This is a genomic window from Anaeromassilibacillus senegalensis, from assembly GCF_001261775.1.
GTDB classification, from domain to species: domain Bacteria; phylum Bacillota; class Clostridia; order Oscillospirales; family Acutalibacteraceae; genus Anaeromassilibacillus; species Anaeromassilibacillus senegalensis.
This window is the reverse complement of record NZ_LN868538.1, coordinates 629668-653588: the sequence shown is the minus strand read 5'-3', so window position 1 is coordinate 653588 and position 23921 is coordinate 629668. Positions and strand designations below refer to the sequence as shown.

The window sequence follows — 23921 nt, the reverse complement described above, 5'->3', positions numbered from 1 at the left end:
GCGATCAACAAATTGATGATGGCGGCCCTGAAGGCCCTGTCTTACCCCGATATTGATATTAAGAAAAACTACTGGTGGGAGCGTCAGGTGGTCAACGTGACGCACTACCATTACTTAAAGCCCTTTTACAAAACCTGGGATCACAAGGTGTCCTGCGGAGACCACGAGATTCCCGTGCGTATCTTTTCTCCGCCGGAGGCGGCGGAAAGCCACGCGATTCTGCTCTTTTTCCACGGGGGCGGCTGGGTGCTGGGGAATATCGATTCCTACAACAAGGTATGCGCCAACATGGCCCGCCTGACGGGGCGTTTGGTCGTCTCTGTGGATTATCAGCTTGCGCCGGAACACAAATTTCCCGCCGCGCCGGAGGATTGCTACGCCGTCGCGCGCGAAATCTTTCTGGACACGGCGCTGCTGGATACGCCCGCGAACGATATCACCCTGATTGGGGACAGCGCGGGGGCCAATCTGGCCGCCGTGGTTTCCCTGATGGCGCGGGACCGGGGCGAGTTTCTACCCGGCAAACAGATTTTGATCTATCCCGCTACCTATAACGACCACTCGGAGCGTTCGCTCTTCGATTCTATCCGGGACAACGGGACGGATTACCTGTTGACCTCCAAGCGTATCTGCGATTATATGGATTTGTATATGAGCGGGCCGGAGGATCTGCACAACCCCTATTTTGCGCCCCTGCTGGCGAAGGACCTGTCCAACCAGCCGGACACGCTGCTGATTACGGCGGAGTACGACCCCTTGCGCGACGAGGGCGAGGAGTACGCACGCAAGATGGAAAAATTCGGAAACCGGGTGGAGCTGCACCGCATCGAGGATGCGCTGCACGGCTTCTTTTCCCTGCCGCCGAGTTTTCCACAGGTCAAGGAATGCTATGAACTCATCAATCGCTTTTTAAGTGAGGTGCCGCAACCGTGAAACCGAAAAAATCTGCCGAATGGAGACGGCTGGACAACGCGGCAAAGATTTTTCCGTGCACCAGCACCAAAGCGGACGCAAAAGTGTTCCGTTTTTCCTGCGAGCTTTTGGAGCCTGTGGACCCGCAGGCGTTGCAGCAGGCGCTGGACCGTGCGATGGAGGTCTTTCCCGGGTACCGCTGTGTGCTGCGACGGGGGATGTTTTGGTATTACCTGGAGGACAGTGTGGAACGGCCGGAGGTACAGGAGGAAACCCGCCCTCTGTGCAGTCCGATTTACGATCAGAACCGGAAGGGGCTGCTGTTCAACGTGACCTATTACCGCTGCCGGATCAACGTGGAAATTTACCACGCATTGACCGACGGCACGGGTGCGCTGCAGTTCCTGCGCGTGCTGGTGTATCATTATCTGCTGATCCGGCATGCGGACCGGTTTGCGGAAAACGCGCCTGTGATGGACTATGACGCGTCCGCTACGGAGAAAATGAACAACAGCTTTCAAAAATATTATACGAGAAAAAGAAAGGCGCCGGAGAAAGCGCCGAACGCCTATCATCTGCGCGGCCCGCGCGTGCCGGAAAGCCGTGTCCGTGTCATCGAAGGCGTAGTCCCGGTGAAGGCGGTCCTGCAAAAGGCGCACGAGTATGGGACAACGCTCACTGTGCTGTGCGCGGCTCTGCTGATGTGCGCCATCGAGCAGGAGATGATGGTGCGGTATAAAAAGCGTCCGGTTGTGTTGGCGGTGCCAATCAACCTGCGCAACTACTTCCCTTCGGAGAGCGCACGCAACTTTTTCAGCATCATGCAGGTGCGCTACAATTTTAAAAAGCAGTCAAACCGGCTGGAAGATGTGATCCAAAGCCTGAACCGCGATTTTGAGCGGGAGCTGACGCAGGATAAAATGGAGGCGCGCCTCTGCCAGTTTGTCAAATACGATTTTAACCCGGTTGCCCGCATTGCGCCGCTGGTCGTCAAAGACTTCGGCATGCGCATCGGTTATGAGCTGGCGGAAAAGAAGGAGACCGCCGCCATCTCCAACGTGGGGAAAATCCAGATGCCGCCGGAGCTGGCGGAATATATCCGCCTGTTCGACGTGTTTGTCAGTACGGACCGCCTGCAGATCTGTATGTGTTCCTTTGGAGACAACCTGACCATCAGCTTTACAACGCCGCTGGTCAGCACAGATATTCAAAAGCATTTCTTCCGGGCGCTGACGGGCATGGGGATTCCCGTGGAGATCACGGCCAGCCGCCTGCCGGACGAAGAGGGGGTGCCGGAATGAAAACATGCGACAAGTGTAAGGTGAAAATAACGGGCAGCACCCCGGAATGCCCACTGTGCCAGGGGCCTCTGCGGGAAGACGGCGTGCCGGACCCGCGCGGGGAGATTTTTCCGCAGATACCGACGGTGCTGCATAAGCACAGCCTGTTTTTTAAAATTCTGATTCTGATTTCCGCCGTGGCGGCGATCGTCTGCGTGACAATCAACCTAATTTTACCGCAGCACGGCTGGTGGAGCCTCTTTGTGCTGGCGGGATTGGCCTGTATGTGGCTCAGCCTGGCCGTAGCGGTCCGCAAACGGAACAATATCCCCAAAAGCGTGCTGTACCAGGTGGTGCTGCTCTGCGTGCTGACGGTGCTCTGGGACTATTTTACGGGCTGGCACGGCTGGTCGCTGGACTATGTGTTTCCCATCGCGTGTGTGGTGGCGCTGCTGGTGCTGTCCATCACGGCGCGCGTGTTCAAGCTTAACCTCGGCAGCTTTATCATTTATACGATCATCGCCGCCCTCTTCGGCGTCATTCCCATTATTTTTTATGTGAAGGGGATGTTGCAGGTGGTCTATCCGTCGCTGATCTGTGTGGCGGGCAGCCTGATCTCCCTGGTGGCGTTGATGGTGTTTGAGGGCGGCAACATGCTGCAGGAATTAAAGCGGCGTTTGCACCTGTAAAACCGATATTCACAGAAAAAGCGTACACAATAAAAGGGAACCCGGGGCTGTCTCACAACTGATATACAAAGAATGGCTGAATTTCGTGATTCCCCCCGCCGCCGGCGGGGGGAATCACGCTTATCCTGTCAATCCTTTGTGCAGACCATGGTAATACAGCCTCTATCGATATTGTCAACGAAAGGCAGGGATACTGATGAGCATGACCATTTACAGCGGTGGAACCATCGTCACGATGGAGGAGCCGCTTTACGCGGAGGCAGTTTTGGTGGAGGACGGCGTGATCCGCGCCACGGGAGCGAGGGAAACGCTGCTGCAAAGCTGTCCGCCGGGAACCGAAGAGGTGGATTTACAGGGAGCGGTTTTGCTGCCGGCGTTCATCGACCCGCACAGCCACATCACAGCGCTGGCGCAGACGCTCGGTTCCGTCGATCTGACCGGGGCGAAGAGCTTTGCGGAAATGGTGCAAAAGCTGCAAGCGTTTATTCAAAAGACGAAACCCGCGCCGGGGCAGTGGGTCACTGCGTTTGGTTACGACAACAATTTCCTGGCGGAAAAGCGCCACCCGGATCGGCAGCTGCTCGACCAGATCGAATTCCCTGTAGTGGTGACGCATGCCTCTGGCCACATGGGCGTGGTCAACTCCCTGGCGTTAAAAGAGCTGGGTGTCAACGCGGAGACGCCGAACCCGGAGGGCGGCGTGATCGGCAGAGAAGCGGATGGGAAAACGCCGAACGGTTATCTGGAGGAGACCGCCTTCAGTTCTTTTACAGCGAAAATTCCCCAGCCGTCGCAGGAACAGCTGATGCGGCAATTGGAACTGGCGCAGGACATCTATTTGCAAAATGGCATCACGACCGTGCAGGACGGCTTGACCATCCCCGCCCGGTGGGAAATGCTGAAGGGCCTTTCTGATCAAAACCGTTTAAAAGCGGACGTGGTTGCGTATCCGGATTTAAAGGACAACCGTGCGTTGGCTGCTGAAAATCCATCCTATTGTAAGCAGTACCGCAACCGCCTGAAGATCGGCGGCTATAAGATATTTCTGGATGGTTCCCCGCAGGGCCGCACCGCCTGGATGACCCAGCCGTATGAAAACGGCGAAGCGGGATACACGGGGTATCCCATTTATCAGGACGCGCAGGTTGTATCATTCATGAAAGAAGCCCTGCGGGATAATATGCAGATTTTGGTGCACTGCAACGGCGACGCGGCGGCGCAGCAGATGATCGATGCATATAAAAAGGCCCTTGCGGAGAGTCAAACCGGGAAACAAATCCGGCCAGTGATGATTCACGCACAGCTGGTGCGCCCGGACCAGCTCGAAGAGATGGCAAAGCTGCACATGATTGCTTCGTTCTTTGTGGCGCACACCTGGTACTGGGGCGATGTGCATTTGAAAAACTTTGGGGAGGTGCGGGCAAAGAAAATCAGCCCGGCACGTTTTGCCATAGAATGCGGCGTGATCGATACCTTCCATCAGGATACGCCGGTGATTCAACCCAATATGCTGGAAACGATTTGGTGCGCGGTCAACCGCATCAGCAAAAACGGCGTGGTGATGGGGGACGAAGAGTGCGTCACACCGCTGGAGGCGCTCCGCGCGGTCACGGTCAACGCGGCCTACCAGTATTTTGAAGAAGATGAAAAGGGCTCCATCCGGGCGGGCAAGCGGGCGGACTTTGTCATCCTGGACCGCGACCCGCTGCAAGTCAATCCCATGGAGATCCGGGACATCCGCGTACTGGCAACCATAAAGGACGGCAGGGCGGTCTACGAGGCAAGCCGGTGAGCGCGTTTAAGGAGATGGTTCCTCCTCTGCTGGACTGGTACGGCCGGAACGCCCGCTCCCTGCCCTGGCGGGACCGGCCGGAGCCGTACCGCGTGTGGGTTTCAGAAATCATGCTGCAACAGACGCGTGTAGAGGCGGTCAAACCGTACTTTGCACGCTTTATGGAAGAGCTGCCTGGCGTTGCGGCCCTGGCTGCCGCGCCGGAGCAGCAGCTGATGAAACTGTGGGAGGGATTGGGCTATTACAGCCGCGCACGCAATTTGCAAAAGGCTGCGCAGGTGTTGGTGGAACAATACGGCGGCGAACTTCCCGCGGACTATGAAGAACTGCTGCGCCTCCCGGGAATCGGACCGTACACAGCGGGCGCGGTGGCTTCCATCGCGTTCCAGATCCCCGCCCCGGCGGTGGACGGCAACGTCCTGCGTGTGGTGATGCGCCTGACCGCGTCGCGGGACAATATCAGCGAGCCAGCGGTCAAACGCGCGGTGGAAGAACAGGTCCGGGAGGTGATCCCGCGGGATCGCCCGGGCGATTTCAATCAGGCTATGATGGAGCTGGGCGCGACGGTCTGTGGTCCGGGCGGGGAACCGCGCTGCCTGGTCTGCCCGCTGGCCGCCTTATGTGAGGGGAACCGACTGGGGATCGCGCGGGAGCTGCCTGTCAAGGCAAAGAAAAAAGCGCGCCGCATCGAAGAGAAAACGGTTTTTTTGTTGGTGTACAACGGCGAACTGGCCATCCGGCGGCGTGAGGACAGCGGCCTGTTGGCCGGACTGTGGGAATTGCCGTCTGCGGAAGGGCGCCTCTCCCCGGAGGGGGCGGGCGAGGTTTTACAGGATTGGGGGATTCGCCCGCTTGCGTTAAAACCGCTTCCCGCTGCGAAACATATTTTTACGCATGTAGAATGGCATATGACCGGTTACTGGGTAAAATTGAAGGAAAAGCCGGACGGCTTCACCTGGGCGGGCCGAAACGAGCTGCTGGAGGTGTATGCTTTGCCGTCCGCCTTCCGCGCCTATCTGGATGCGTTTACAGGATAATCTTTCTTCCGCGCCGGTTTTGTGCTATACTGCACTCGAATCAAAGCGAACAGGGGGCGTGCCTATGAATTACGACGAGCTGGTCAATACCACCATGGAGGTGGGCTACCTGCTCCTGAGCAATGGGGCGGAAATTTACCGCGTGGAGGACTCCATGCGGCGTATTTTCCGCGCATACGGCGTGGAAACAGGGGATGTATTTGTAATCCCGACCTGCATCTTTGCGACGGTGGAAACCGGGCAGGGAAAGCCCATCACCGGCTTTAAGCGCCTGTATACGCGCGTGACGAATCTGGACAAGGTGGAGCGCGCAAATGACCTTTGCCGGGTTGTCTGCTATAAAAAGCCGGACTTTCAGACAGTACGGGAAGAGGTCAGGAGCATCGACCAACGGCCCGCCTATGGATTCTGGACGCAGGTGGCGGCGTACGCGCTGATCGCCTTTTCCTTTACGCTGTTTTACAGCGGCAGCTTTGCAGACGCCTGCTGTGCGCTGGTCTGCGGCGCGGCGGTCCGCCTGGTGATCGATTTCATGGGCCGCTTTTCCACCAACAGCTTTTTTATGAACATCGCCGCGAGCTGTGTGGCGGCGACGCTGGCGTTGCTGGCGGTACAATTTGGCTTTGGCGCCAATACGGATAAAATTATCATCGGCGCGCTGATGAATCTGGTGCCCGGCATTGTCATTACAAGCTTCATGCGCGACGTCATCGCGGGCGACCTGATCGCGGGGCTGATCCGCTTTGTGGAGTCCCTGCTGGTGGCGACGGCCATCGCCATCGGGGCTGGCGTGGCGCTGCTCGCGCCCCGGCTGATCTGGGGGGTGTAGCGGATGGAAGCGTATCTGCCCTGTTTATATGCGTTTATCGCCTGCGTGGCCTTCTGCCTGGTGTTCAACATGCGCGGCAAGCTGATCTTTTTTACCTCGCTGGGCGGCGCGATCGGCTGGTTTGTCTATCTGCTGCTGAGTCCGCTGCAAAATGACATCGTGCAGTTTTTTCTTGCGACGGTCGTCATCACGCTGTATTCGGAAATCATGGCGCGCATCCATCGCGTACCGGTGACGGGCTACCTGTTGATTGCCCTGCTGCCGATGGTGCCGGGCGGCGGCATCTATTATTCCATGGAATACTGTATTGCGGGCAATACGGAGATGTTTTTGGAAACCGGTCTGCACACGCTGGGCATCGCCGGGGCGCTGGCGTTGGGAATCCTGCTGGTTTCCTCCCTGGTGCGATTGTGGCACGCCTGCGGCGACCGCACGGAACCGCACGCATAGGAAAAGGACCTGCTGATCAGCAGGTCCTTTTCCTATGTGCCATCCTTATCCAAAACAGGACTCTTACGAAAAAAGCTGTTCCTTTTTTATAAGAGCCAAAGATGCTTGCAATTTAAAGACGGTCTTTTATCGCGTCGATCAGGATTTTCAGCGCTTTGATGCGCGCGTACTTTTTGTTTTGTGATTCCACGATGTGCCACGGCGCGAAGTCCGTGGAGGTATATTTGAGCATGTCGTCAATCGCTTCCTCGTACTGGTCCCACTTTTCACGGTTGCGCCAGTCCTCGTCGGTGATTTTCCACTGCTTGGAAGGGGTGTTCTGACGGTCGGTAAAGCGGCGGAGCTGCTCGTCTTTGTCGATATGCAGCCAGAACTTCACAATGACAGCGCCCCAATCGTACAGTTCACGTTCAAATTCGTTGATTTCGCGGTAGGCGCGCTGCCAGTCCTCCGTGGAACAGAAGCCCTCGATGCGTTCGACCATGACGCGGCCGTACCAGGTGCGGTCATAAATGGCGATGTGCCCGTCCTTGGGAATCTGGTTCCAGAAGCGCCACAGGTAATGGTGGTTCAGTTCCGGAGCGGTGGGAGCGGCGACCGGCACCACCTCGTAACCGCGGGGGTCCAGCGCGGCGGCGATGCGGCGGATGTTTCCGCCCTTGCCGGCGGCGTCCCAGCCCTCATAGCAGACGATGACCGGCACACGCTTGCGGTATATTTTGTTGTGCAACTCGCTTAGCTCCTCCTGGAGTTTATCGAGCTGTTTCTTATATTTTTCATCCGTAATGGTCTTATCCAGAGAAACCTGTCCAAGCGGCGTCATGGGGACAAATGTAAAATTGCCCGGTAGAATAATGTTGGCAGGCGTGACCGGATACGCATTGCGGTGCTCCTTTAACGCCAAAGCGGTTTTGATGGAATCCACAACGGTACGGTAAACCTCCAGTGTGGCATTCTGCCGGTGGGTGCTGGCGATCAGATGCCACGGCGCATAGGTCGTGTTGGTATACTCCAGCATTTCGTCGAACGCGCGGTAGTAACGGTCATACTGCTTGTTGCGCTTCCAGTCCTGCTCAGTGGCGCGCCATTCGGTGTTTTTGGAATTCGCCAGGTTTTCCAGCCGTTCCTTCTGGTCCTTTTGGCTGATGTGCAGGAAAAACTTGATAATCAGATAGCCGTTGTCCGTCAACTGGCGCTCAAAGGTGTTGATGCTGTTCATACGGCGCAGATTGGTGACGTCATCGATCCCCTGTTCCAGTCGAAGTGTTGAGACCTCCTGATACCAGCTGCGGTCCATTGTGGCGATTTCGCCGCCGCCGGGGATGATTTTCCAGTAGCGCCACAGGTCTGGGTGGCGTTTTTCCAGCTCCGTGGGGGCTACATTGGAATAGACCTTGGAGCCGCGCGGATCAAAATTCAGCGTCAGCCGGGCAATCTGCCCGCCTTTACCGGCGGAACCCCAGCCCTCAAAAATAATGATGACCGGCAGTTTCACCTGTTTGATCGTCTGTTGTAGGGCAGAAAGCTCCGCTTCCAAAACGGGCGCTTCCTTTTTATATTCCTCTTTTGAGACAGAGGCTTTTAAATTGACTTTTTCCAGCATACCGGGATAACCCCCTTTTGCAATCATTTGAAATACGAAGAATAAAATGAATCGATTTTCCATGCATTGGTATATATGCTAATTATACACTAATAAAATAAAATTGCAAATGTTTTTGTGTGATCTACCAGTGCGATTTTCCGAGGGTGGACGCCATAGAACAATTGTCCGAAAGCTGTGTGAGAAAGGGTGTTTTTCTCTTTTCTATTCGGCGCGGGTGTGCTATAATAACCTCACGCCGTTAGCGAAAGCAGAGCTTCCGACGGCTGAGAGAACATTGAAGCATGCCAGCTTGGTATGACAAGGTAGTTTTAGCCTTAGAAGGAGCTTGTTGCGGGTCGGGCATGCTATAATAACCTCACGCCGTAAGCGGAGGCAGAGCCTCCGACGGCTGGGAGAACATTGTTCCGTTGTGAAGGAGGCTGCGCCTCTTGATGGAATAATAACCTCACGCCGTTAGCGAAAGCAGAGCTTTCGACGGCTGAGAGAACATTGAAGCATGCCAGCTTGGTATGACAAGGTAGTTTTAGCCTCAGAAGGAGCTTGTTGCGGGTCGGGCATGCTATAATAACCTCACGCCGTAAGCGAAAGCAGAGCTTTCGACGGCTGAGAGAACATTGAAGCATGCCAGCTTGGTATGACAAGGTAGTTTTAGCCTCAGAAGGAGCTTGTTGCGGGTCGGGCATGCTATAATAACCTCACGCCGTAAGCGGAGGCGGAGCCTCCGACGGCTGGGAGAACATTGTTCCGTTGTGAAGGAGGCTGCGCCTCTTAATGGAATAATAACCTCACGCCGTGACCGAAAGCAGAGCTTTCGACGGCTGACTGAAATAACGATTACTGAAATTGATATAATTTGAGAGAAACCAGGACGTGTGAGAATGGTCATATTGGGAATTGACCCGGGCTACGCAATCGTAGGCTACGGGATCATCCGCACGGAACGCGGAAGATACGTGCCGCTGGAGCATGGGGCGGTTGTCACAAAGGCCGGGCAGGACTTTAACCGGCGGCTGGAGATCGTATACGACGGCATTGCGGAGGTCCTGCAAAAATGGCGGCCCGAAGCGGTCAGCATCGAAAAGCTCTTTTTCCAGAACAACCAGAAGACGGCGATCGGCGTGGCGGAGGCCAGGGGTGTGATTCTGCTGGCCGCACAAAAGGCGCGGGTCCCTGTCTTTGAGTATACCCCTTTGCAGGTAAAATTAGCGGTGACCGGATACGGGCAGGCGCAGAAGCCGCAGGTGATGGAAATGACGCGCCGGCTGCTCTGCCTGAAGGAAGTGCCGAAACCGGACGATACGGCCGATGCGCTGGCAATGGCGATCTGCCACGGGCAGGCGGCGGGTTCCAGTTTGCGGCAGGCGATGCTGCGCAGAAGATAAAAATTTGGAGAATACAAAATGTTTTATAGTGTAAAAGGAATTTTGACGCATATGGAGCCGGGGTTGGCGGTGATAGAATGCGGCGGGGTCGGCTTTAAATGCATGACCACCATGAGCACGCAGCGCGCCATGCCGAAGCTGGGCGAGACGGTTAAGCTGTACACGCATTTAAATGTGCGCGAGGACGCGCTGGATCTGTTCGGTTTTGCCACCATGATGGAGCTGAACTGCTTTAAGATGCTGACGGGCGTCTCCGGCGTGGGGCCGAAGGTCGGCCTGGCGATTCTGAGCGAACTTTCTCCGGAACAGGTGGCGATGGCGGTGGCGGCGGGGGACAGCAAGTCTCTGACGCGGGCCAGCGGCGTGGGCGCAAAATTGGCGCAGCGGATTGTTCTGGAGTTAAAAGATAAAGTCAAAAAGATGGGCGGCGGCACGCTGGAAGGCTTTGTGCCCGCGGGCGGCGCGCCGAATGCCGCTGGGAACGCCGCCAACGCGGTCAGCGCGCTTTCTGTGCTGGGGTACACACCCACGGATGCGGCGTCGGTCGTGGCGAAGTTTGACAGTTCCCTGCCCACGGAGGAATTGATTCGGCTGGCGCTCAGGGAATTTGGCAAGGCGAGATAAAAAAACGAAATAATGAAATGTTTATGGAAAGGGCGGTGAGGCGTGCCGATGGACTACGAATACGAAAATGAGATGGATTTTGAAAACCGGATGGTTGCGCCGGAGTATGCCCCCGAGGACGCGGAGGTGGAAAACCCGCTTCGGCCCCGGACACTGGGAGAATACATCGGCCAGGAGAAGGTCAAGGAAAACCTGGCGGTTTTTATAGAGGCGGCCAAACAGCGCAAGGAGTCGCTGGACCATGTGCTGCTGTACGGCCCGCCCGGACTGGGCAAAACCACGCTGGCGGGCATCATTGCAAACGAATTGAACGTCAACCTGCGCATTACCTCCGGCCCGGCGATTGAAAAGCCGGGCGATCTGGCGGCGCTGCTGACGAACCTGAATCCCGGCGACGTGCTGTTTATCGACGAGGTGCACCGTCTTTCCCGCAGCGTGGAGGAAATCCTCTACCCCGCGATGGAGGACTTTGCGCTGGATATCATCACAGGCAAGGGGCAAATGGCGGCTTCCTATCACCTGCCGCTGCCGAAGTTTACACTGGTGGGCGCGACTACGCGTGCGGGCCAGCTCTCCGCGCCGCTGCGCGACCGCTTTGGCGTCGTCCTGCGTCTGGAGATGTATTCCCCGCAGGAACTGGCGAAGATCGTCACCCGCAGCGCGAAGATTCTGGGCATCCCGATCGAGGCGGACGGCGCGCTGGAAATCGCTTCCCGGTCCCGCGGAACGCCGCGTATCGCGAACCGTATGCTTAAACGTGTGCGGGATTTCGCGCAGGTGATGACAGATGGCGTCATTACCTTCCAATCAGCCAAAATCGGCCTGGACCGCCTGGAGGTCGACGAGATCGGCCTGGACGCCAATGACCGCCGGATGCTGTCCACGCTGATTCAGTTCTACAACGGCGGGCCGGTCGGACTGGAAACGCTCGCGGCGGCCATCGGGGAAGAGGCCGTCACCATTGAGGACGTTTACGAGCCGTATCTGATGCAGATCGGCTTTTTGAACCGCACGCCGCGCGGCCGCTGTGCCACGCGGGCGGCATACCTGCATCTGGGGCTGACGCCGCCGGGGGAAGTGAAACCGGAGCAGCAGAACCTGTTTGAGATGCAGGATCGGAAATGAGGTCCATCCATGGAAATTACCAGAGTGAAGTTGGAAATCTATGCGCCGGAGTCCTGTGTAGATTCCATCCGCGACGCGCTCAATGAGCTGGGCGCCTGCCATATTGGAAATTACGACTGCTGCACGTCTGTGTCGCGCGTTGCGGGCACCTGGCGGCCTTTGCCCGGCGCGGACCCGTTCGACGGCGAAGTGGGGGTACTCAGCCGCGGCGAGGAATGTAAAATAGAAGTGGTTTGTCCGGCGGAATTGGCCGTGCGGGCGGTGGAGGCGGTCAAGCGCCTGCACCCGTATGAGGAACCGGTTGTTCATGTGCTGCCCCTGTGGGATATGTAAGAGGCGGCCATTACCCTTGCGTTGAGGGGATAGAAAAGGCAGAAATCCGCGCCGTGTGGGGAATGCAAAGTTTTTGCGACGCGGTTTGCATTGGGGATTTGATACAATCAACAAAAGATCATGATTAGGAGAGTGTATGGTACATGGGCAGACTTTTTGGAACGGACGGCGTCAGAGGCGTCGCGAACTCGGAATTGACCTGTGAAATGGCAATGAACATCGGCCGTGCGGCCGCCATGGTGCTGACGGATAACAACCACCGCCACCCGAAGATTTTAATCGGCAAGGATACGCGCCTTTCCTCCGACATGCTGGAGAGCGCAATTACCGCGGGCCTTTGCAGCGTGGGTGCGAATGTGGTACAGCTCGGCGTGGTGCCGACTCCGGCGGTGGCCTTCCTGGTGGGCAAATACAAGGCGGACGCGGGTGTAATGCTGACAGCTTCCCACAATCCGTGCGAGTTTAACGGGATCAAGATTTTCAGCGGCGACGGTTACAAGCTGCCGGACGCGCTGGAGGAGCAGATTGAAGCAATTGTTCTGGACCATAAGGAGACGCCTCCCGCGCCGACCGGGGGAGACATCGGAAGTGTGACCACCGCGCCGAATGTGGTGCGCGACTATGTGGATCATATCAAGAGCACGGTGCCCTTCTCGCTGCACGGCATGAACATTGCGCTGGACTGCGCAAACGGCGCGGCCTGCCGGACGGCGGAACTGCTGTTTACGGAACTGGGCGCCAACTGCCACATGCTGTCCGACCAGCCGGACGGTGTGAACGTCAATGACAACTGCGGTTCCACCCATATGGAAAACCTGATGAGTTATGTCAAGGAGCACAATCTTGACGCGGGTGTCGCGTTTGACGGCGACGCCGACCGCTGCCTGGCGGTGGATGACAAGGGCCAGCTGGTGGACGGTGACTTTGTAATGGCGATCTGCGCGGCGGATTTAAAGTCCCGCGGCAAGCTGGCAAAGGACACGGTTGTGGGCACCATTATGACCAACATGGGCTTTACGCGTTTCTGCAAGGAAATTGGACTGCATTTTGAGGCGACCAAGGTGGGGGACCGCTATGTGCTGGAGGAAATGCTGCTGGAAGGCTATAACTTCGGCGGCGAGCAGAGCGGGCATGTGATTTTCCTCGATTTTGCCTCCACAGGCGACGGACAGATGACCGCGGCGCAGCTGCTGAGCATTGTGCACCGCCGGCAGGCGAAGCTTTCCAGTCTGGCGACGCTGATGACCCGCTATCCGCAGGTCATTGTCAACGTAAAAGTCGGCCCGGAGGGCAAACTGCATTTCTACACGGATGCGGAAGTCAAAGAGGCCATCGAGCACGCCAAGGAAAAACTGGGCGACAGCGGACGCATTGTGGTGCGCCCCTCCGGAACGGAGCCGCTGCTGCGCGTCATGATCGAGGGCGAGGACCTGGGCTATATCAACGAACTGGCGAACTCCGTCGCGGACGTCCTGCGGGAGCGGCTGGCATAATCTTAGAAAAGAGGAATGGGTTTGAGAGCGGCAAATTGGAAGGACTATGAACTGATCGATACATCGGGCGGCGAGCGGCTGGAGCGTTGGGGCAATATTATCCTGATCCGTCCGGACCCGCAGATCATCTGGGAGACCCCGCGCGAACATCCATTGTGGAAGCAGGCGCACGCGCGGTATCTGCGGTCCAGTACGGGCGGCGGCAGCTGGCAGGAGCTGAAAAAAGTTCCCGCGATGTGGAAGATCGGCTACGGGGATTTGACCTTCCAACTCAAAACCATGGGCTTTAAACATACCGGCATCTTCCCGGAGCAGGCCGTCAACTGGGATTTTGCCATGCAGAAGATCACAGGCGCGGGCCGCCCCGTTAAAGTGCTGAACCTGTTCGGCTACACGGGCGCGGCCACGCTGGCCTGCGCCAGAGCGGGCGCGCAGGTCTGCCATGTGGACGCCTCCAAGGGGATGGTTGCATGGGCCAAGGAGAACGCCGCCGCATCCGGTTTGGCGGACCGTCCAGTCCGCTGGCTGGTGGACGACTGCGTCAAATTTGTGCAGCGCGAACAGCGCCGCGGCAACACCTATGACGGCATTATCATGGACCCACCCTCCTATGGGCGCGGCCCAAACGGCGAGGTCTGGAAACTGGAGGAGCAGCTCTACGGGTTGGTGGAGCTGTGCCTGCCCATCCTTTCCCAAAATCCACTGTTTTTTATTTTAAATTCCTATACCACGGGACTGTCCCCGGCTGTCATGGAGTACCTGCTGGGCGTGCTGCTGCAAAAACGCTTTGGCGGAAAGGTTTCCTCCGGGGAAATTGGCCTGCCGGTGACGGCAAGCGGGCTGACACTGCCCTGTGGAAGTACGGCTATTTGGGAATCCTGAATGTGCCGGTGCAGAAAACAGGCGGTCTGTGAAAATACGGAGAGTATTATACGATGAGTTATATACAAACAGAAAATTTAACTTTTACCTACGATGAGGCGGAAGAGGGCGAATCCGTTCAGGTGCGCAAGGTGCTGCGCGGCGTGTCGCTGGGCGTCGAAAAGGGCGAGTTTGTGGCGCTGCTGGGGCACAACGGCTCCGGCAAGTCCACCATCGCCAAGATGTTCAACGCGATGCTGCTGCCTGCGGGTGGAAAGGTCTACATCGACGGCATGGATACGCTGGACGAATCCCTGCTGTATGAGATCCGCCGCCGCGTCGGCCTGGTGCTGCAAAATCCGGACAACCAGCTGGTGGCCAGCATCGTGGAGGAGGACGTGGCGTTCGGTCCGGAGAACCTCGGCGTGCCGCCAAAGGAAATCCGCGAGCGGGTAGACGACGCGCTCAAGGCGGTGGAAATGTACGACTACCGTTTAAACGCGCCATATAAGCTCTCCGGCGGGCAGAAACAGCGCATCGCCATCGCGGGCATCATCGCCATGCGGCCCGACTGCATTGTGCTGGACGAGCCCACCGCCATGTTGGACCCGCGCGGGCGGGAAGAGGTGCTGCGCACGATCCACAGGCTGAACAGGGAAAAAAACATCACCATTATCCTGATCACGCATTACATGGACGAGGCGGTCCAGGCGGACCGCGTCATCGTGATGGACAGCGGGCGCATTCTGACGCAGGGAACCCCGGAGGAGGTCTTCTCTCAGGTGGAACTGCTTAAACAGCATAAGCTGGATGTGCCGCAGGCCACAGAGCTGGTGTACCGCCTGCGCGCCAGCGGCTTTCCCTTGCCGGAGTGCGTGTTGAACGTGGAAGATTGTGTGGCGGCGCTGGAACCTCTTCTGTCCAAATAAGGACCGGCGTGAATCTGACGAAAGTACGGGGAATCGTGATGGCAATCATAGAGACGAAAAACCTGACCTATACCTACGGCGCGGGTACGCCCTTTGAAAAGACAGCGGTGGACCATGTGGATCTCTCCATTGAATCGGGGGAGTTTATCGGGGTCATCGGACACACCGGTTCCGGCAAGTCCACCCTGATCCAGCTGTTGAACGGCCTGCTTACGCCGACCTCCGGCACGGTGCTGCTGGATGGGAAGGATATTTGGGCCGCGCCGAAGAAAATCCGCGATGTGCGCTTCCGGGTGGGCATGGTGTTCCAGTACCCGGAACATCAGCTCTTTGAGGAGACAGTGCTCAAGGACATTTCCTTCGGCCCCGCAAACATGGGCTTAAAGCCTGACGAGATCGAGGAGCGCGCGCGGAATGCCGCGAAATTTGTCGGCCTGCCGGAGACGCTGCTGGAGAAAAGCCCGTTTGAGCTCTCCGGCGGTGAGAAGCGCCGCGCCGCGATTGCGGGCGTGATCGCCATGGACCCGGACGTCCTGATCCTGGACGAGCCGACCGCGGGCCTGGACCCGTGCGGGCGTGACGTGCTGCTCTCCCAGATCACAAGCTATCATGAGATGCGGCACAACACTGTGCTGCTGGTCTCCCACAGCATGGAGGATATCGCGCGCACGGCGGACCGCATTCTCGTAATGAACGACGCGCATGCCGCCATGTTCGATACGACGGAAAAGGTGTTTGCGCGCGGGGAAGAGCTGGAGGCAATGGGGCTGCGGGTCCCGCAGATCACAAAAATCCTGTCGGTCCTGCGCCAGAAGGGCTACCCGGTGGGGACGTCCCTCACGATGGAGCAGGCGATTAAGCAGCTGATGCCGCTGCTGAAAAAAAGGGGGCGCGCAGATGATTAGAGACGTCACGCTGGGGCAGTACTTTCCCGGCAAATCGCTGATTCACCGGCTGGACCCGCGCGTCAAGATTATCCTGACCTTTCTGTTCATCGTGTTCATCTTTGTGGCGCGAAACTTCGGTTCGCTGTTGGTGATGATCGCGCTGCTGCTGAGCACGCTGTTTCTCTCCGGTGTGCCGCTCAAGCAGTATTTTAAAAGCCTCAAGGCGGTTCTTTTTGTGGTGCTGTTCACTTCGGTGCTGAACCTGTTCTATGGGACGGGCGAACCGCTGGTGACGCTGTTCGGCTTTATGCAGATCACAGCGAGCGGCATTGAGAACGCCGTTTTTATTGCCATCCGCATCATGAGCCTGATTTTGTTCAGCGCCGTGTTGACGTTTACCACCTCGCCGACCGAGCTGACCGACGCGCTGGAACGCATCATGAAGCCGCTCAAGGTGTTTCACATCAAGGTACACGAGATCGCGATGATGATGACCATTGCGCTGCGCTTTGTGCCGACGCTGCTGGAGGAGACAGATAAGATTATGAGCGCGCAGAAGGCGCGCGGCGCCGATCTGGAAAGCGGCGGGCTGATGCAGCGCGTCAAGGCGCTGATCCCCATTCTGATCCCGCTTTTTGTCTCCTCGTTCCGCCGGGCGTACGACCTTGCGATGGCGATGGAATGCCGCTGCTACCACGGCGGGGAGGGGCGCACCAAAATGAAACAGCTGCATATCAGCGCAAGGGATGGCTGGGCGTCCGCCGTGTCTGTGCTGGTCTGCGCGGTGGTTGTGGTTTTGAACCTTTACCTACCGTCCGTATTTTAAAGGAAAGAAAGGAAGTGCCTATGAGAAATCTATTGCTGACCATCTGCTACGACGGCACGCGTTACCACGGCTGGCAAATCCAGCAGAACGCCGTGGCGGTCCAGCAGGTTTTTCAGGAGGCGCTTCTCAAAATTATTGCGGAGCGTCCGGACATCAAGGGCTGCAGCCGCACCGACTCCGGCGTGCATGCCAACGCATATTGCATCAGCCTCAAGACGGAGCACAGCATTCCCTGTGAGCGGCTGCTCAATGCGCTCAATCACTTTTTGCCGGAGGATATCGCCGTGAAGGACTGCCGGGAGGTCCCGCTGGACTTCCACGCGCGCTATTCCTGCACCGGCAAGGAATATATTTATCAAATTTGGAATGAGCCGGTGCGCAATCCGTTTTTGCAGCACCGCGCTTTGCATTATTGGTACGATTTAAATCTGGACCGCCTCAACGCTGCCGCCGCGCATTATCTGGGGACACACGATTTTACCTCTTTCTGCACGCTGGACGCGCGGGAGCGAGGCGACCTGCGCCGGACGGTGACAAAGTCGGAGGTGCGCCGGGAAGGCGGTCTGGTTTTGTTTACCGTTGCGGCGGACGGCTTTTTGTACAACATGGTGCGCATTATGGTGGGCACGCTGCTGCGTGTGGCGCAGGGCAAGCTGGAGCCGGAACAGATTCCGGGCATCCTTGCCGCCCAAAACCGCAAGGCTGCCGGGCCGACCGCGCCGCCCTGCGGCCTGTATCTGAACCGCGTCTTCTACGGAGAGGAATACCGCTATGAATGATGGAAAACACTTTGCCACCGGCGAATTCGACGCGCCAAAGCACGACGGGCGCTCCGAACGGATCGCGCAGAAGCGCGCCAAGCGCCGCCGCCGCAAGGCCCGTTTTGGTAAAATCCCGGGTTGGGTCTATAAGGTCATTCTGATTCTGGCGCTGAGCGTGGTGGGGATGCTGCTCTGGTTCAACCGGCAGAACCTTGCGCCCGCCAACATCGCGGAGTGGGTGCAGGACCGCGTGGTGGGCATCGGCGTGGGGGACGGATTCCCACAAAAATTCTCCGGTTCGGTGGAAGCCAAGAATTTCCTGTCTGTCAATCAGGAGTTGGTGATGGTCAGCGACACGGATCTCACAGTGTACAACGGCACCGCGAAGGTGCTGGCGAGCCGCCAGCACAGCTTCAGCGAGCCGGTCATGAAGGTGAACGGTTCCCGGACGCTGATTTATAATCTGGGCGGCACGGGCTACCAGCTGGAGAGCCGCAGCAAGACGCTGCAAAAAAAGAATACGGCGGAGAACATCTTTGCCGGCGCGCTGGCGGGGAACGGCCGCTATGCGTTTGTCACACAGGTGGAAGGCTACTGCGGCAAGCTGACAGCCTACAAGCCGGACGGCAAGGAACTGTTCCACTACTGGTTTGCCGATTACTATCCCACAGCGGTCGCGCTGAACGCGGACGGCACCCGGGCGGCGGTGACGGCGATTTCCGCGCAGGACGGGGGCCTGACCTCCGCGATCTATCTGCTGGATTTCAGCAGCAAGGAGCCGGTGCAGCCGTTTGCCGCTTATACGGAAAACATGATGCTCGACGTCTACTGGAGCAGCGACGGGACCGTCACCGCCATCGGGGATAAAATGACGGCGATTATCAACACGACGACACAAACAAAGGTAAATTACGATTATCAGGGCATGCAGTTGACGGCATATACTGTGGATAGCGGCAATACGGCGCTGAGCCTGACTCCGTACGACAGCGCATCCAGCAGCCGGTTGGTGGTGCTGGACGGCGGCGGAAAGGAACGGGCCAATATCAGTGTTCCGGGTGCGGTGCGCTCGGTCTCCATTTATGGGGATACCGTGACGGCGCTGGCGGACGGCAAGCTGTATGCGTATTCCGCGGCGGACGGCGCGGCGGTCGGCACGGCGGATGCCGGCAGCGATGCAAAGGCCGTGGCGCAGAGCACTGAGAGCCGCGCGTATGTGCTGGGAATTTCCGAGCTGCGCAGCGTGGAGATTGGTTAACGCCATGTGAACATTCGTTGCAAAACTTGTGTTTATCTCTTTTTTGTGCTATATTAATTCCTACGTGGGGAGTTATGTACCGTTTGGGGGGATATCCTCCAAAATTTGTAAATCAACAAGACAATGGGGGATGTAAGTGGGTCTGATTTTGGACGTCGTTTTTGCGGCCGTTACGCTCTGGCTGATTGTCTCCGGTTATCGGGCCGGCTTGGTCCGGACGCTGGTGGAGTTTGTTGGGTACATCCTTGCGGTGATCGCATCGGTGGTGCTCACAGGTTTTGTGACAGATGTTATTTGTGGATTTTTTTTGCAGTCGCGTTCGCCTTCCGCCGCGGAATACTATTTTTTGCGGATGATCGCAACGGTGATTGTATTTGTTTTGTTGCAGATGGTGGTGCGCATTGCCGCTTCGGCATTGGATGCGGTATTCCGGCTGCCGCTGCTCAATCTGGCAAATTCCCTGCTTGGCGCGCTGTTCGGCGCGCTGAAGGGCGTGGTTTTGGTATTTCTGCTCTGCAGCCTGGTACAGGTGGCGTCGCCGGTCTTTGAAATGGACGATGTGCCGCTGGACCAGCAGAAGCTGTTTCAAACTTCTTATGTATATCAGGCAATCTCTTCGCACAATCCGGTTTATTCCCTGTTTCGCGTGGAAGACTTTTTGAAGGACTCCGGAATGTAAATGCGCGCAACCCAGAAATTTTCACGGCGGGCGCCCTTCCCGTATGGGTTTATACGGATAGGACGGCCCGGAAAGGCTAGTTTAAAATGAAAAGCAGGAACAAAAACATCAATGTGCCAAACGCGCTTTCCCTGTCCCGGATCATCCTGATCGTGCCGTTTGTCTATTTCTTTTTAAATGACCGGATCGTCCCGGCGGCGGTCTGTCTGGTGCTCTCCGGAATTTCCGATATGCTGGACGGCATGATCGCGCGCAAATTCAACCAGTTTACGGAACTGGGGCAGATGCTCGACCCGCTGGCGGATAAGCTCACGCAGGGTGCGGTGGCGATCTGTTTGGCAATCGAGCAGCCGATTTTGATTCCGCTGCTTGCAATCTTTATCCTGAAGGAACTTTTGATGCTGTTCGCGGCGTCGTTCCTGGTACTGAAAAAGAAAAAACGGCCCAGCGGCTCCAAGTGGTATGGCAAGGTGGCAACCATCCTCTTTTATGTTTCCTTTGTTGTCATTGTGGCGCTCAAGGGCTTCTTCCATATAGAGAATCTTGCGGTTACCGTGACGCTGCTTTCTGTGACGGCGGCGTTTATGATTTATGCATTTGTACAATACTTTAAGATCTTCCTGGAACTGATGCATTCCAACGATCCGAAGGACAACATCGATCTGAAGGCCGATATCAAGGCCAGAAAGACCCGGGAAGACAAATAAATTTTGGAAACCGCCCCCTCGGCTGCGGGCGGTTGTTGTTTTATCCGTTGCAGCCGTATTCTATAGAAAAAGAAGTGATCATTATGATGATGTGTTCCAGATGCCATAAACGTCCGGCGGTCGTTTTCATCTCGCCCACGGTTAACGCCAAAGAGAGCCAGGGGCTCTGCCTGGTGTGCGCCAAAGAGCTGGGAATTAAGCCGGTCAACGATCTGATGGAAAAGATGGGGATCACCGAGGAGCAGATGGAAGCCATGGAATCCGAGCTCGGCGGTCTGATGAACACCGAGGAAGGCAGCAGCGAGGACGGCTTTGTGCCCGGAGGCGCGGCGACCTTTCCCTTTTTGCAGAACATCTTTTCCGATCTGACCAACCCGCAGGGCGGGAAGGAAAATACGACCCCAAAAGAGCCGCCCAGAAGGGAAAAAAGAGAAAAGCCGAAGACCAAGCGCAAAGCGCTGGATACGTATTGTACCGATCTGACGGCCCGCGCCAGAAAAGGCGAGATCGACCGGATCATCGGGCGCGATAAGGAAATTTCCCGCGTGGTGCAGATTTTAAGCCGCCGCACCAAGAATAATCCCTGTTTGATCGGCGAACCCGGCGTCGGCAAGACGGCGGTGGCGGAAGGCCTGGCCCTGCGCATCGCGGCGGGCGAGGTGCCGTCGCGCCTGAAATCCAAGGAAATCCATCTGCTGGACCTGACCGCATTGGTGGCGGGCACACCGTTTCGCCGCCCGTTTTAAAACCGCATCAAGAGGCTGGGGGGCGCGGGTTAAGCGGAGGGGGACATTATTTTCTTCATCGCTGAGTCGGCAAGACGGCGGTGGCGGAAGGCCTGGCCCTGCGCATCGCGGCGGGCGAGGTGCCGTCGCGCCTGAAATCCAAGGAAATCCATCTGCTGGACCTGACCGCATTGGTGGCGGGCACACAGTTCCGCGGCCAGTTTGAAAGCCGCATCAAGAGCCTGGTGGACGAGGTTAAGGCGGAGGGGAACATTATTCTCTTCATCGATGAGGTGCACAACCTGGTTGGCACCGGCGACGCGGAAGGCTCCATGAACGCCGCGAACATCCTCAAGCCGGCGCTTTCCCGCGGGGAAATCCAGGTGATCGGTGCAACGACCTTTGTGGAATACCGCAAATATATTGAAAAAGATGCCGCGCTGGAGCGCCGCTTCCAGCCGGTGACCATCGCGGAGCCGTCCGTCGGCGAGACGGTGGATATGCTCGACGGCATCAAGTCATATTATGAATCATACCACCGCGTCCGCGTGCCGGAGGCGCTGGTGCGCCGCACGGTGGTGCTCTCTGAACGCTATATCACCGACCGTTTCCTGCCGGACAAGGCGATCGACCTGCTGGATGAAGCCTGCGCCTGCGCCGCCCTGCGGAATATCCCGATGGCGGAATACGACAAGGCGACCGCAGAGCTGGAGCGACTGCGCCAGGAGGAAGAGGACATGACCAGTGACGGCGCGGAGATCGACTATGAGGAACTGGCAAAGCTCCGCTATTCCATCTCCCAGCTGGACCAGAAGGTCAAGGAGCTGGCTCCCGCCGCGCTCGGCGCTGAGGTGGAGGAAACCGATCTCGCCAAGGTCATTGAGCTCTGGACGGGGATCCCCGCCAGCCGTGTGCAGGAAAACGAACTGAAAAAGCTGGGCGATATTGAAGGCGTGCTCAATTCCAAAATCATTGGGCAGAAAGAGGCCGTTGCGGCAATTTCCGCCGCGATCCGACGCAGCCGTGTGCAAATCAGCCCCCGCCGGCGTCCGGCGTCCTTCATCTTTGTGGGCCCCACCGGCGTGGGAAAGACGGAACTGGTCAAGGTGCTCTCCCAGGAGCTGTTCGACTCCCCGGAAACGCTGATCCGTCTGGACATGTCCGAGTTTATGGAGAAGCATTCCGTCTCCCGCATCATCGGTTCTCCTCCGGGCTACGTCGGCTACGACGAGGCCGGACAGGTGACGGAGAAGGTGCGCCGCCGCCCGTATTCCGTATTGCTCTTTGATGAGATCGAGAAAGCGCATCCCGATGTGATGAACATCCTCTTGCAGATTCTTGACGAAGGGCGCATCACCGACGCGCACGGACGCACGGTCAATTTTGAAAACACCGTGATCGTCATGACTTCCAACGCGGGCAGCGAGAAGAAGGAAGGCGCGCTGGGCTTTGCCCGCAACGAGGCGGACGTCACCAAGGAGAAGGCGATGAAAGCCCTGTCCGACTTCCTGCGTCCGGAATTCCTCAGCCGTGTGGACGAAGTCATTGTGTTCCGTCAGCTGACGCTGGAGGACTTCAAAGACATCGCCGCCCTGATGCTGAATGAATACGTCGGGTCTTTGCAGGAGCGCGGCATTAAGTTCGTCTATGACGAGCGTGCCACCAAGTGGCTGGCGGAACATGCCATCGGCGGCAAGAGCGGCGCGCGCGACCTGCGCAACCTGATCCGCCGCAAGGTAGAGGACCAGATTGCGTCCCTGCTGGTGGATCGTTACGATGAGCAGATTTTCGGCCTTGCGCTCACGGCGGAAGAGGAACTCAAGCTGGACGTTTTGCAGTAATTTAAAAAAAGCCCGTAGAAACGGGCTGAAATACGGCGCGAAAAGAGAAAAACTGGGCGGATTGGCCGCGCAATTTGGAAAATTCTATTGACAGCTGCCGTTGGACTATGCTATAATTATAGCCGTCGCTAAAATGCGAGTGTAGTTCAATGGTAGAACCCCAGCCTTCCAAGCTGGTCGTGTGGGTTCGATTCCCATCACTCGCTCCAATTGCGTGCGCCAATAGCTCAGCTGGATAGAGCAACTGCCTTCTAAGCAGTAGGCCAGGGGTTCGAGTCCCTTTTGGCGCGCCATACATGGTGGTTGTAGCTTAGCTGGTTAAAGCGCCAGATTGTGGCTCTGGAGACCGTGGGTTCGAATCCCATCATCCACCCCATACGTTTTTTGCAGCACGGGACAAGCGACGTTTGTCCCGTGCCCCATATTTTGGGCTGTCGCCAAGCGGTAAGGCAACGGACTTTGACTCCGTCATTCCGTAGGTTCGAATCCTGCCAGCCCAGCCAAAAGCCTGCCCGTGGCCCAGGCTTGCGGGCAGGAATTTATTTGTTGACAACGCTGTAAAAAGTTGCTATAATAGACAAGCTGTAAATGAATCATTAGCTCAGCTGGCAGAGCACCTGACTTTTAATCAGGGTGTCCGGGGTTCGAATCCCCGATGGTTCACCAAGAAAAACCGCATGGTTAAGCCTTTTGGCATTGACCTTGCGGTTTTTCTTTATGCTTTTTCGGCTTTAACTACTTTCTAACTACGTTTCATCATCATGATAAGTGTATGACCGCATGTTTAACGGTAATTGGGCTCGTTGCAAAACAGCCTTACTTTTTTAAAAAGAGAAACCGCCTTTGAATCTGGCTTCTCACAGCCAGATTCAAAGGCGGTTTGTGCTTTTTTCTT

21 protein-coding genes, 5 tRNA genes and 2 pseudogenes are annotated in these 23921 nt (G+C 57.1%); 27 read left to right on the top strand and 1 reads right to left on the bottom strand.

The window, feature by feature from the left end; genetic code table 11:
- Positions 1-3: 3 nt before the first annotated feature.
- The 7 genes from BN2106_RS13320 to BN2106_RS13290 all read left to right on the top strand — a co-directional run bounded on the left by BN2106_RS13320 (position 4) and on the right by BN2106_RS13290 (position 6989).
- Positions 4-933, top strand: coding sequence for an alpha/beta hydrolase (locus tag BN2106_RS13320; RefSeq protein WP_407921756.1), 930 nt, complete (start codon positions 4-6; stop codon positions 931-933).
- Entirely contained in the window at positions 930-2213 is a 1284-nt protein-coding gene (locus BN2106_RS13315) for a hypothetical protein (protein WP_050699057.1), read from the top strand. The genes BN2106_RS13320 and BN2106_RS13315 overlap by 4 nt, the downstream gene beginning before the upstream one ends.
- Positions 2210-2881: a DUF6320 domain-containing protein gene (locus BN2106_RS13310; RefSeq protein ID WP_050699056.1), complete on the top strand. Its 672-nt coding sequence runs from the start codon at positions 2210-2212 to the stop codon at positions 2879-2881. Before BN2106_RS13315 ends, BN2106_RS13310 begins: the two co-directional genes overlap by 4 nt.
- A 196-nt stretch (positions 2882-3077) precedes the next feature.
- Positions 3078-4673 (top strand): amidohydrolase, encoded by a 1596-nt coding sequence (locus tag BN2106_RS13305; RefSeq protein WP_050699055.1) that lies wholly within the window; start codon positions 3078-3080, stop codon positions 4671-4673.
- Entirely contained in the window at positions 4670-5710 is a 1041-nt protein-coding gene (gene mutY / locus BN2106_RS13300; protein WP_242846329.1) for an A/G-specific adenine glycosylase, read from the top strand. The genes BN2106_RS13305 and mutY overlap by 4 nt, the downstream gene beginning before the upstream one ends.
- 64 nt (positions 5711-5774) lie before the next feature.
- Positions 5775-6539 carry a threonine/serine exporter family protein gene (locus BN2106_RS13295; RefSeq protein WP_050699054.1) on the top strand — a complete coding sequence of 255 codons (765 nt, stop codon included), beginning with the start codon at positions 5775-5777 and terminating at the stop codon, positions 6537-6539.
- Positions 6540-6542: 3 nt separating this feature from the next.
- Entirely contained in the window at positions 6543-6989 is a 447-nt protein-coding gene (locus tag BN2106_RS13290) for a threonine/serine exporter family protein (protein WP_050699053.1), read from the top strand.
- A 112-nt stretch (positions 6990-7101) separates the two neighbouring features.
- Here the strand turns inward: BN2106_RS13290 and BN2106_RS13285 are convergent, their stop codons facing one another.
- A complete protein-coding gene (locus BN2106_RS13285; RefSeq protein WP_050699052.1) occupies positions 7102-8592 on the bottom strand; it encodes a phosphate--AMP phosphotransferase in 1491 nt (496 codons plus the stop codon).
- A gap of 881 nt (positions 8593-9473) precedes the next feature.
- On the opposite strand from BN2106_RS13285, the gene ruvC reads away from it, so the two are divergent.
- The 20 genes and pseudogenes from ruvC (at position 9474) to BN2106_RS13185 (ending at position 23692) form a co-directional block, all read left to right on the top strand.
- Positions 9474-9977 carry a crossover junction endodeoxyribonuclease RuvC gene (gene ruvC / locus BN2106_RS13280; RefSeq protein WP_050699051.1) on the top strand — a complete coding sequence of 168 codons (504 nt, stop codon included), beginning with the start codon at positions 9474-9476 and terminating at the stop codon, positions 9975-9977.
- An 18-nt stretch (positions 9978-9995) separates the two neighbouring features.
- Entirely contained in the window at positions 9996-10601 is a 606-nt protein-coding gene (gene ruvA / locus BN2106_RS13275) for a Holliday junction branch migration protein RuvA (RefSeq protein WP_050699050.1), read from the top strand.
- Between the two features lie 48 nt (positions 10602-10649).
- On the top strand, positions 10650-11726 hold the full coding sequence (gene ruvB, locus BN2106_RS13270; protein WP_050699049.1) for a Holliday junction branch migration DNA helicase RuvB: 1077 nt from the start codon (positions 10650-10652) through the stop codon (positions 11724-11726).
- A 9-nt stretch (positions 11727-11735) separates the two neighbouring features.
- Positions 11736-12059, top strand: coding sequence for a YqfO family protein (locus BN2106_RS13265; RefSeq protein WP_050699048.1), 324 nt, complete (start codon positions 11736-11738; stop codon positions 12057-12059).
- A gap of 143 nt (positions 12060-12202) precedes the next feature.
- The gene (glmM, locus tag BN2106_RS13260) at positions 12203-13552 is read left to right on the top strand and encodes a phosphoglucosamine mutase (RefSeq protein WP_050699047.1); all 1350 of its coding nucleotides are present in this window, start codon (positions 12203-12205) and stop codon (positions 13550-13552) included.
- Between the two features lie 21 nt (positions 13553-13573).
- Complete coding sequence (locus tag BN2106_RS13255) at positions 13574-14434, top strand: class I SAM-dependent methyltransferase (RefSeq protein ID WP_050699046.1); 861 nt, start codon at positions 13574-13576, stop codon at positions 14432-14434.
- 53 nt (positions 14435-14487) lie between these two features.
- Positions 14488-15342 (top strand): energy-coupling factor transporter ATPase, encoded by an 855-nt coding sequence (locus BN2106_RS13250; RefSeq protein WP_050699045.1) that lies wholly within the window; start codon positions 14488-14490, stop codon positions 15340-15342.
- Positions 15343-15380: 38 nt separating this feature from the next.
- Positions 15381-16247, top strand: coding sequence for an energy-coupling factor transporter ATPase (locus tag BN2106_RS13245; RefSeq protein WP_050699044.1), 867 nt, complete (start codon positions 15381-15383; stop codon positions 16245-16247).
- Positions 16240-17055 (top strand): energy-coupling factor transporter transmembrane component T family protein, encoded by an 816-nt coding sequence (locus BN2106_RS13240; RefSeq protein WP_050699043.1) that lies wholly within the window; start codon positions 16240-16242, stop codon positions 17053-17055. Before BN2106_RS13245 ends, BN2106_RS13240 begins: the two co-directional genes overlap by 8 nt.
- Before the next feature lie 20 nt (positions 17056-17075).
- Positions 17076-17834 (top strand): tRNA pseudouridine(38-40) synthase TruA, encoded by a 759-nt coding sequence (gene truA, locus BN2106_RS13235; protein WP_050699042.1) that lies wholly within the window; start codon positions 17076-17078, stop codon positions 17832-17834.
- A complete protein-coding gene (locus BN2106_RS13230; RefSeq protein WP_050699041.1) occupies positions 17827-19074 on the top strand; it encodes a DUF5711 family protein in 1248 nt (415 codons plus the stop codon). The genes truA and BN2106_RS13230 overlap by 8 nt, the downstream gene beginning before the upstream one ends.
- Positions 19075-19210: 136 nt before the next feature.
- Positions 19211-19753, top strand: coding sequence for a CvpA family protein (locus tag BN2106_RS13225; RefSeq protein WP_050699040.1), 543 nt, complete (start codon positions 19211-19213; stop codon positions 19751-19753).
- Positions 19754-19839: 86 nt separating this feature from the next.
- Positions 19840-20460: a CDP-alcohol phosphatidyltransferase family protein gene (locus tag BN2106_RS13220; protein WP_050699039.1), complete on the top strand. Its 621-nt coding sequence runs from the start codon at positions 19840-19842 to the stop codon at positions 20458-20460.
- A 446-nt stretch (positions 20461-20906) separates the two neighbouring features.
- A pseudogene (locus BN2106_RS16970) lies at positions 20907-21103 on the top strand (hypothetical protein); the annotation flags it as partial.
- A gap of 168 nt (positions 21104-21271) precedes the next feature.
- A pseudogene (locus BN2106_RS13210) lies at positions 21272-23026 on the top strand (AAA family ATPase); the annotation flags it as partial.
- A 135-nt stretch (positions 23027-23161) separates the two neighbouring features.
- Positions 23162-23235: transfer RNA gene (locus BN2106_RS13205), tRNA-Gly, on the top strand.
- A 7-nt stretch (positions 23236-23242) separates the two neighbouring features.
- Positions 23243-23319: transfer RNA gene (locus tag BN2106_RS13200), tRNA-Arg, on the top strand.
- A gap of 6 nt (positions 23320-23325) precedes the next feature.
- Positions 23326-23402, top strand: a tRNA-His gene (locus tag BN2106_RS13195).
- Positions 23403-23453: 51 nt separating this feature from the next.
- Positions 23454-23529, top strand: a tRNA-Gln gene (locus BN2106_RS13190).
- Positions 23530-23616: 87 nt separating this feature from the next.
- Positions 23617-23692 (top strand) — tRNA-Lys (locus tag BN2106_RS13185).
- Positions 23693-23921 lie beyond the last annotated feature (229 nt).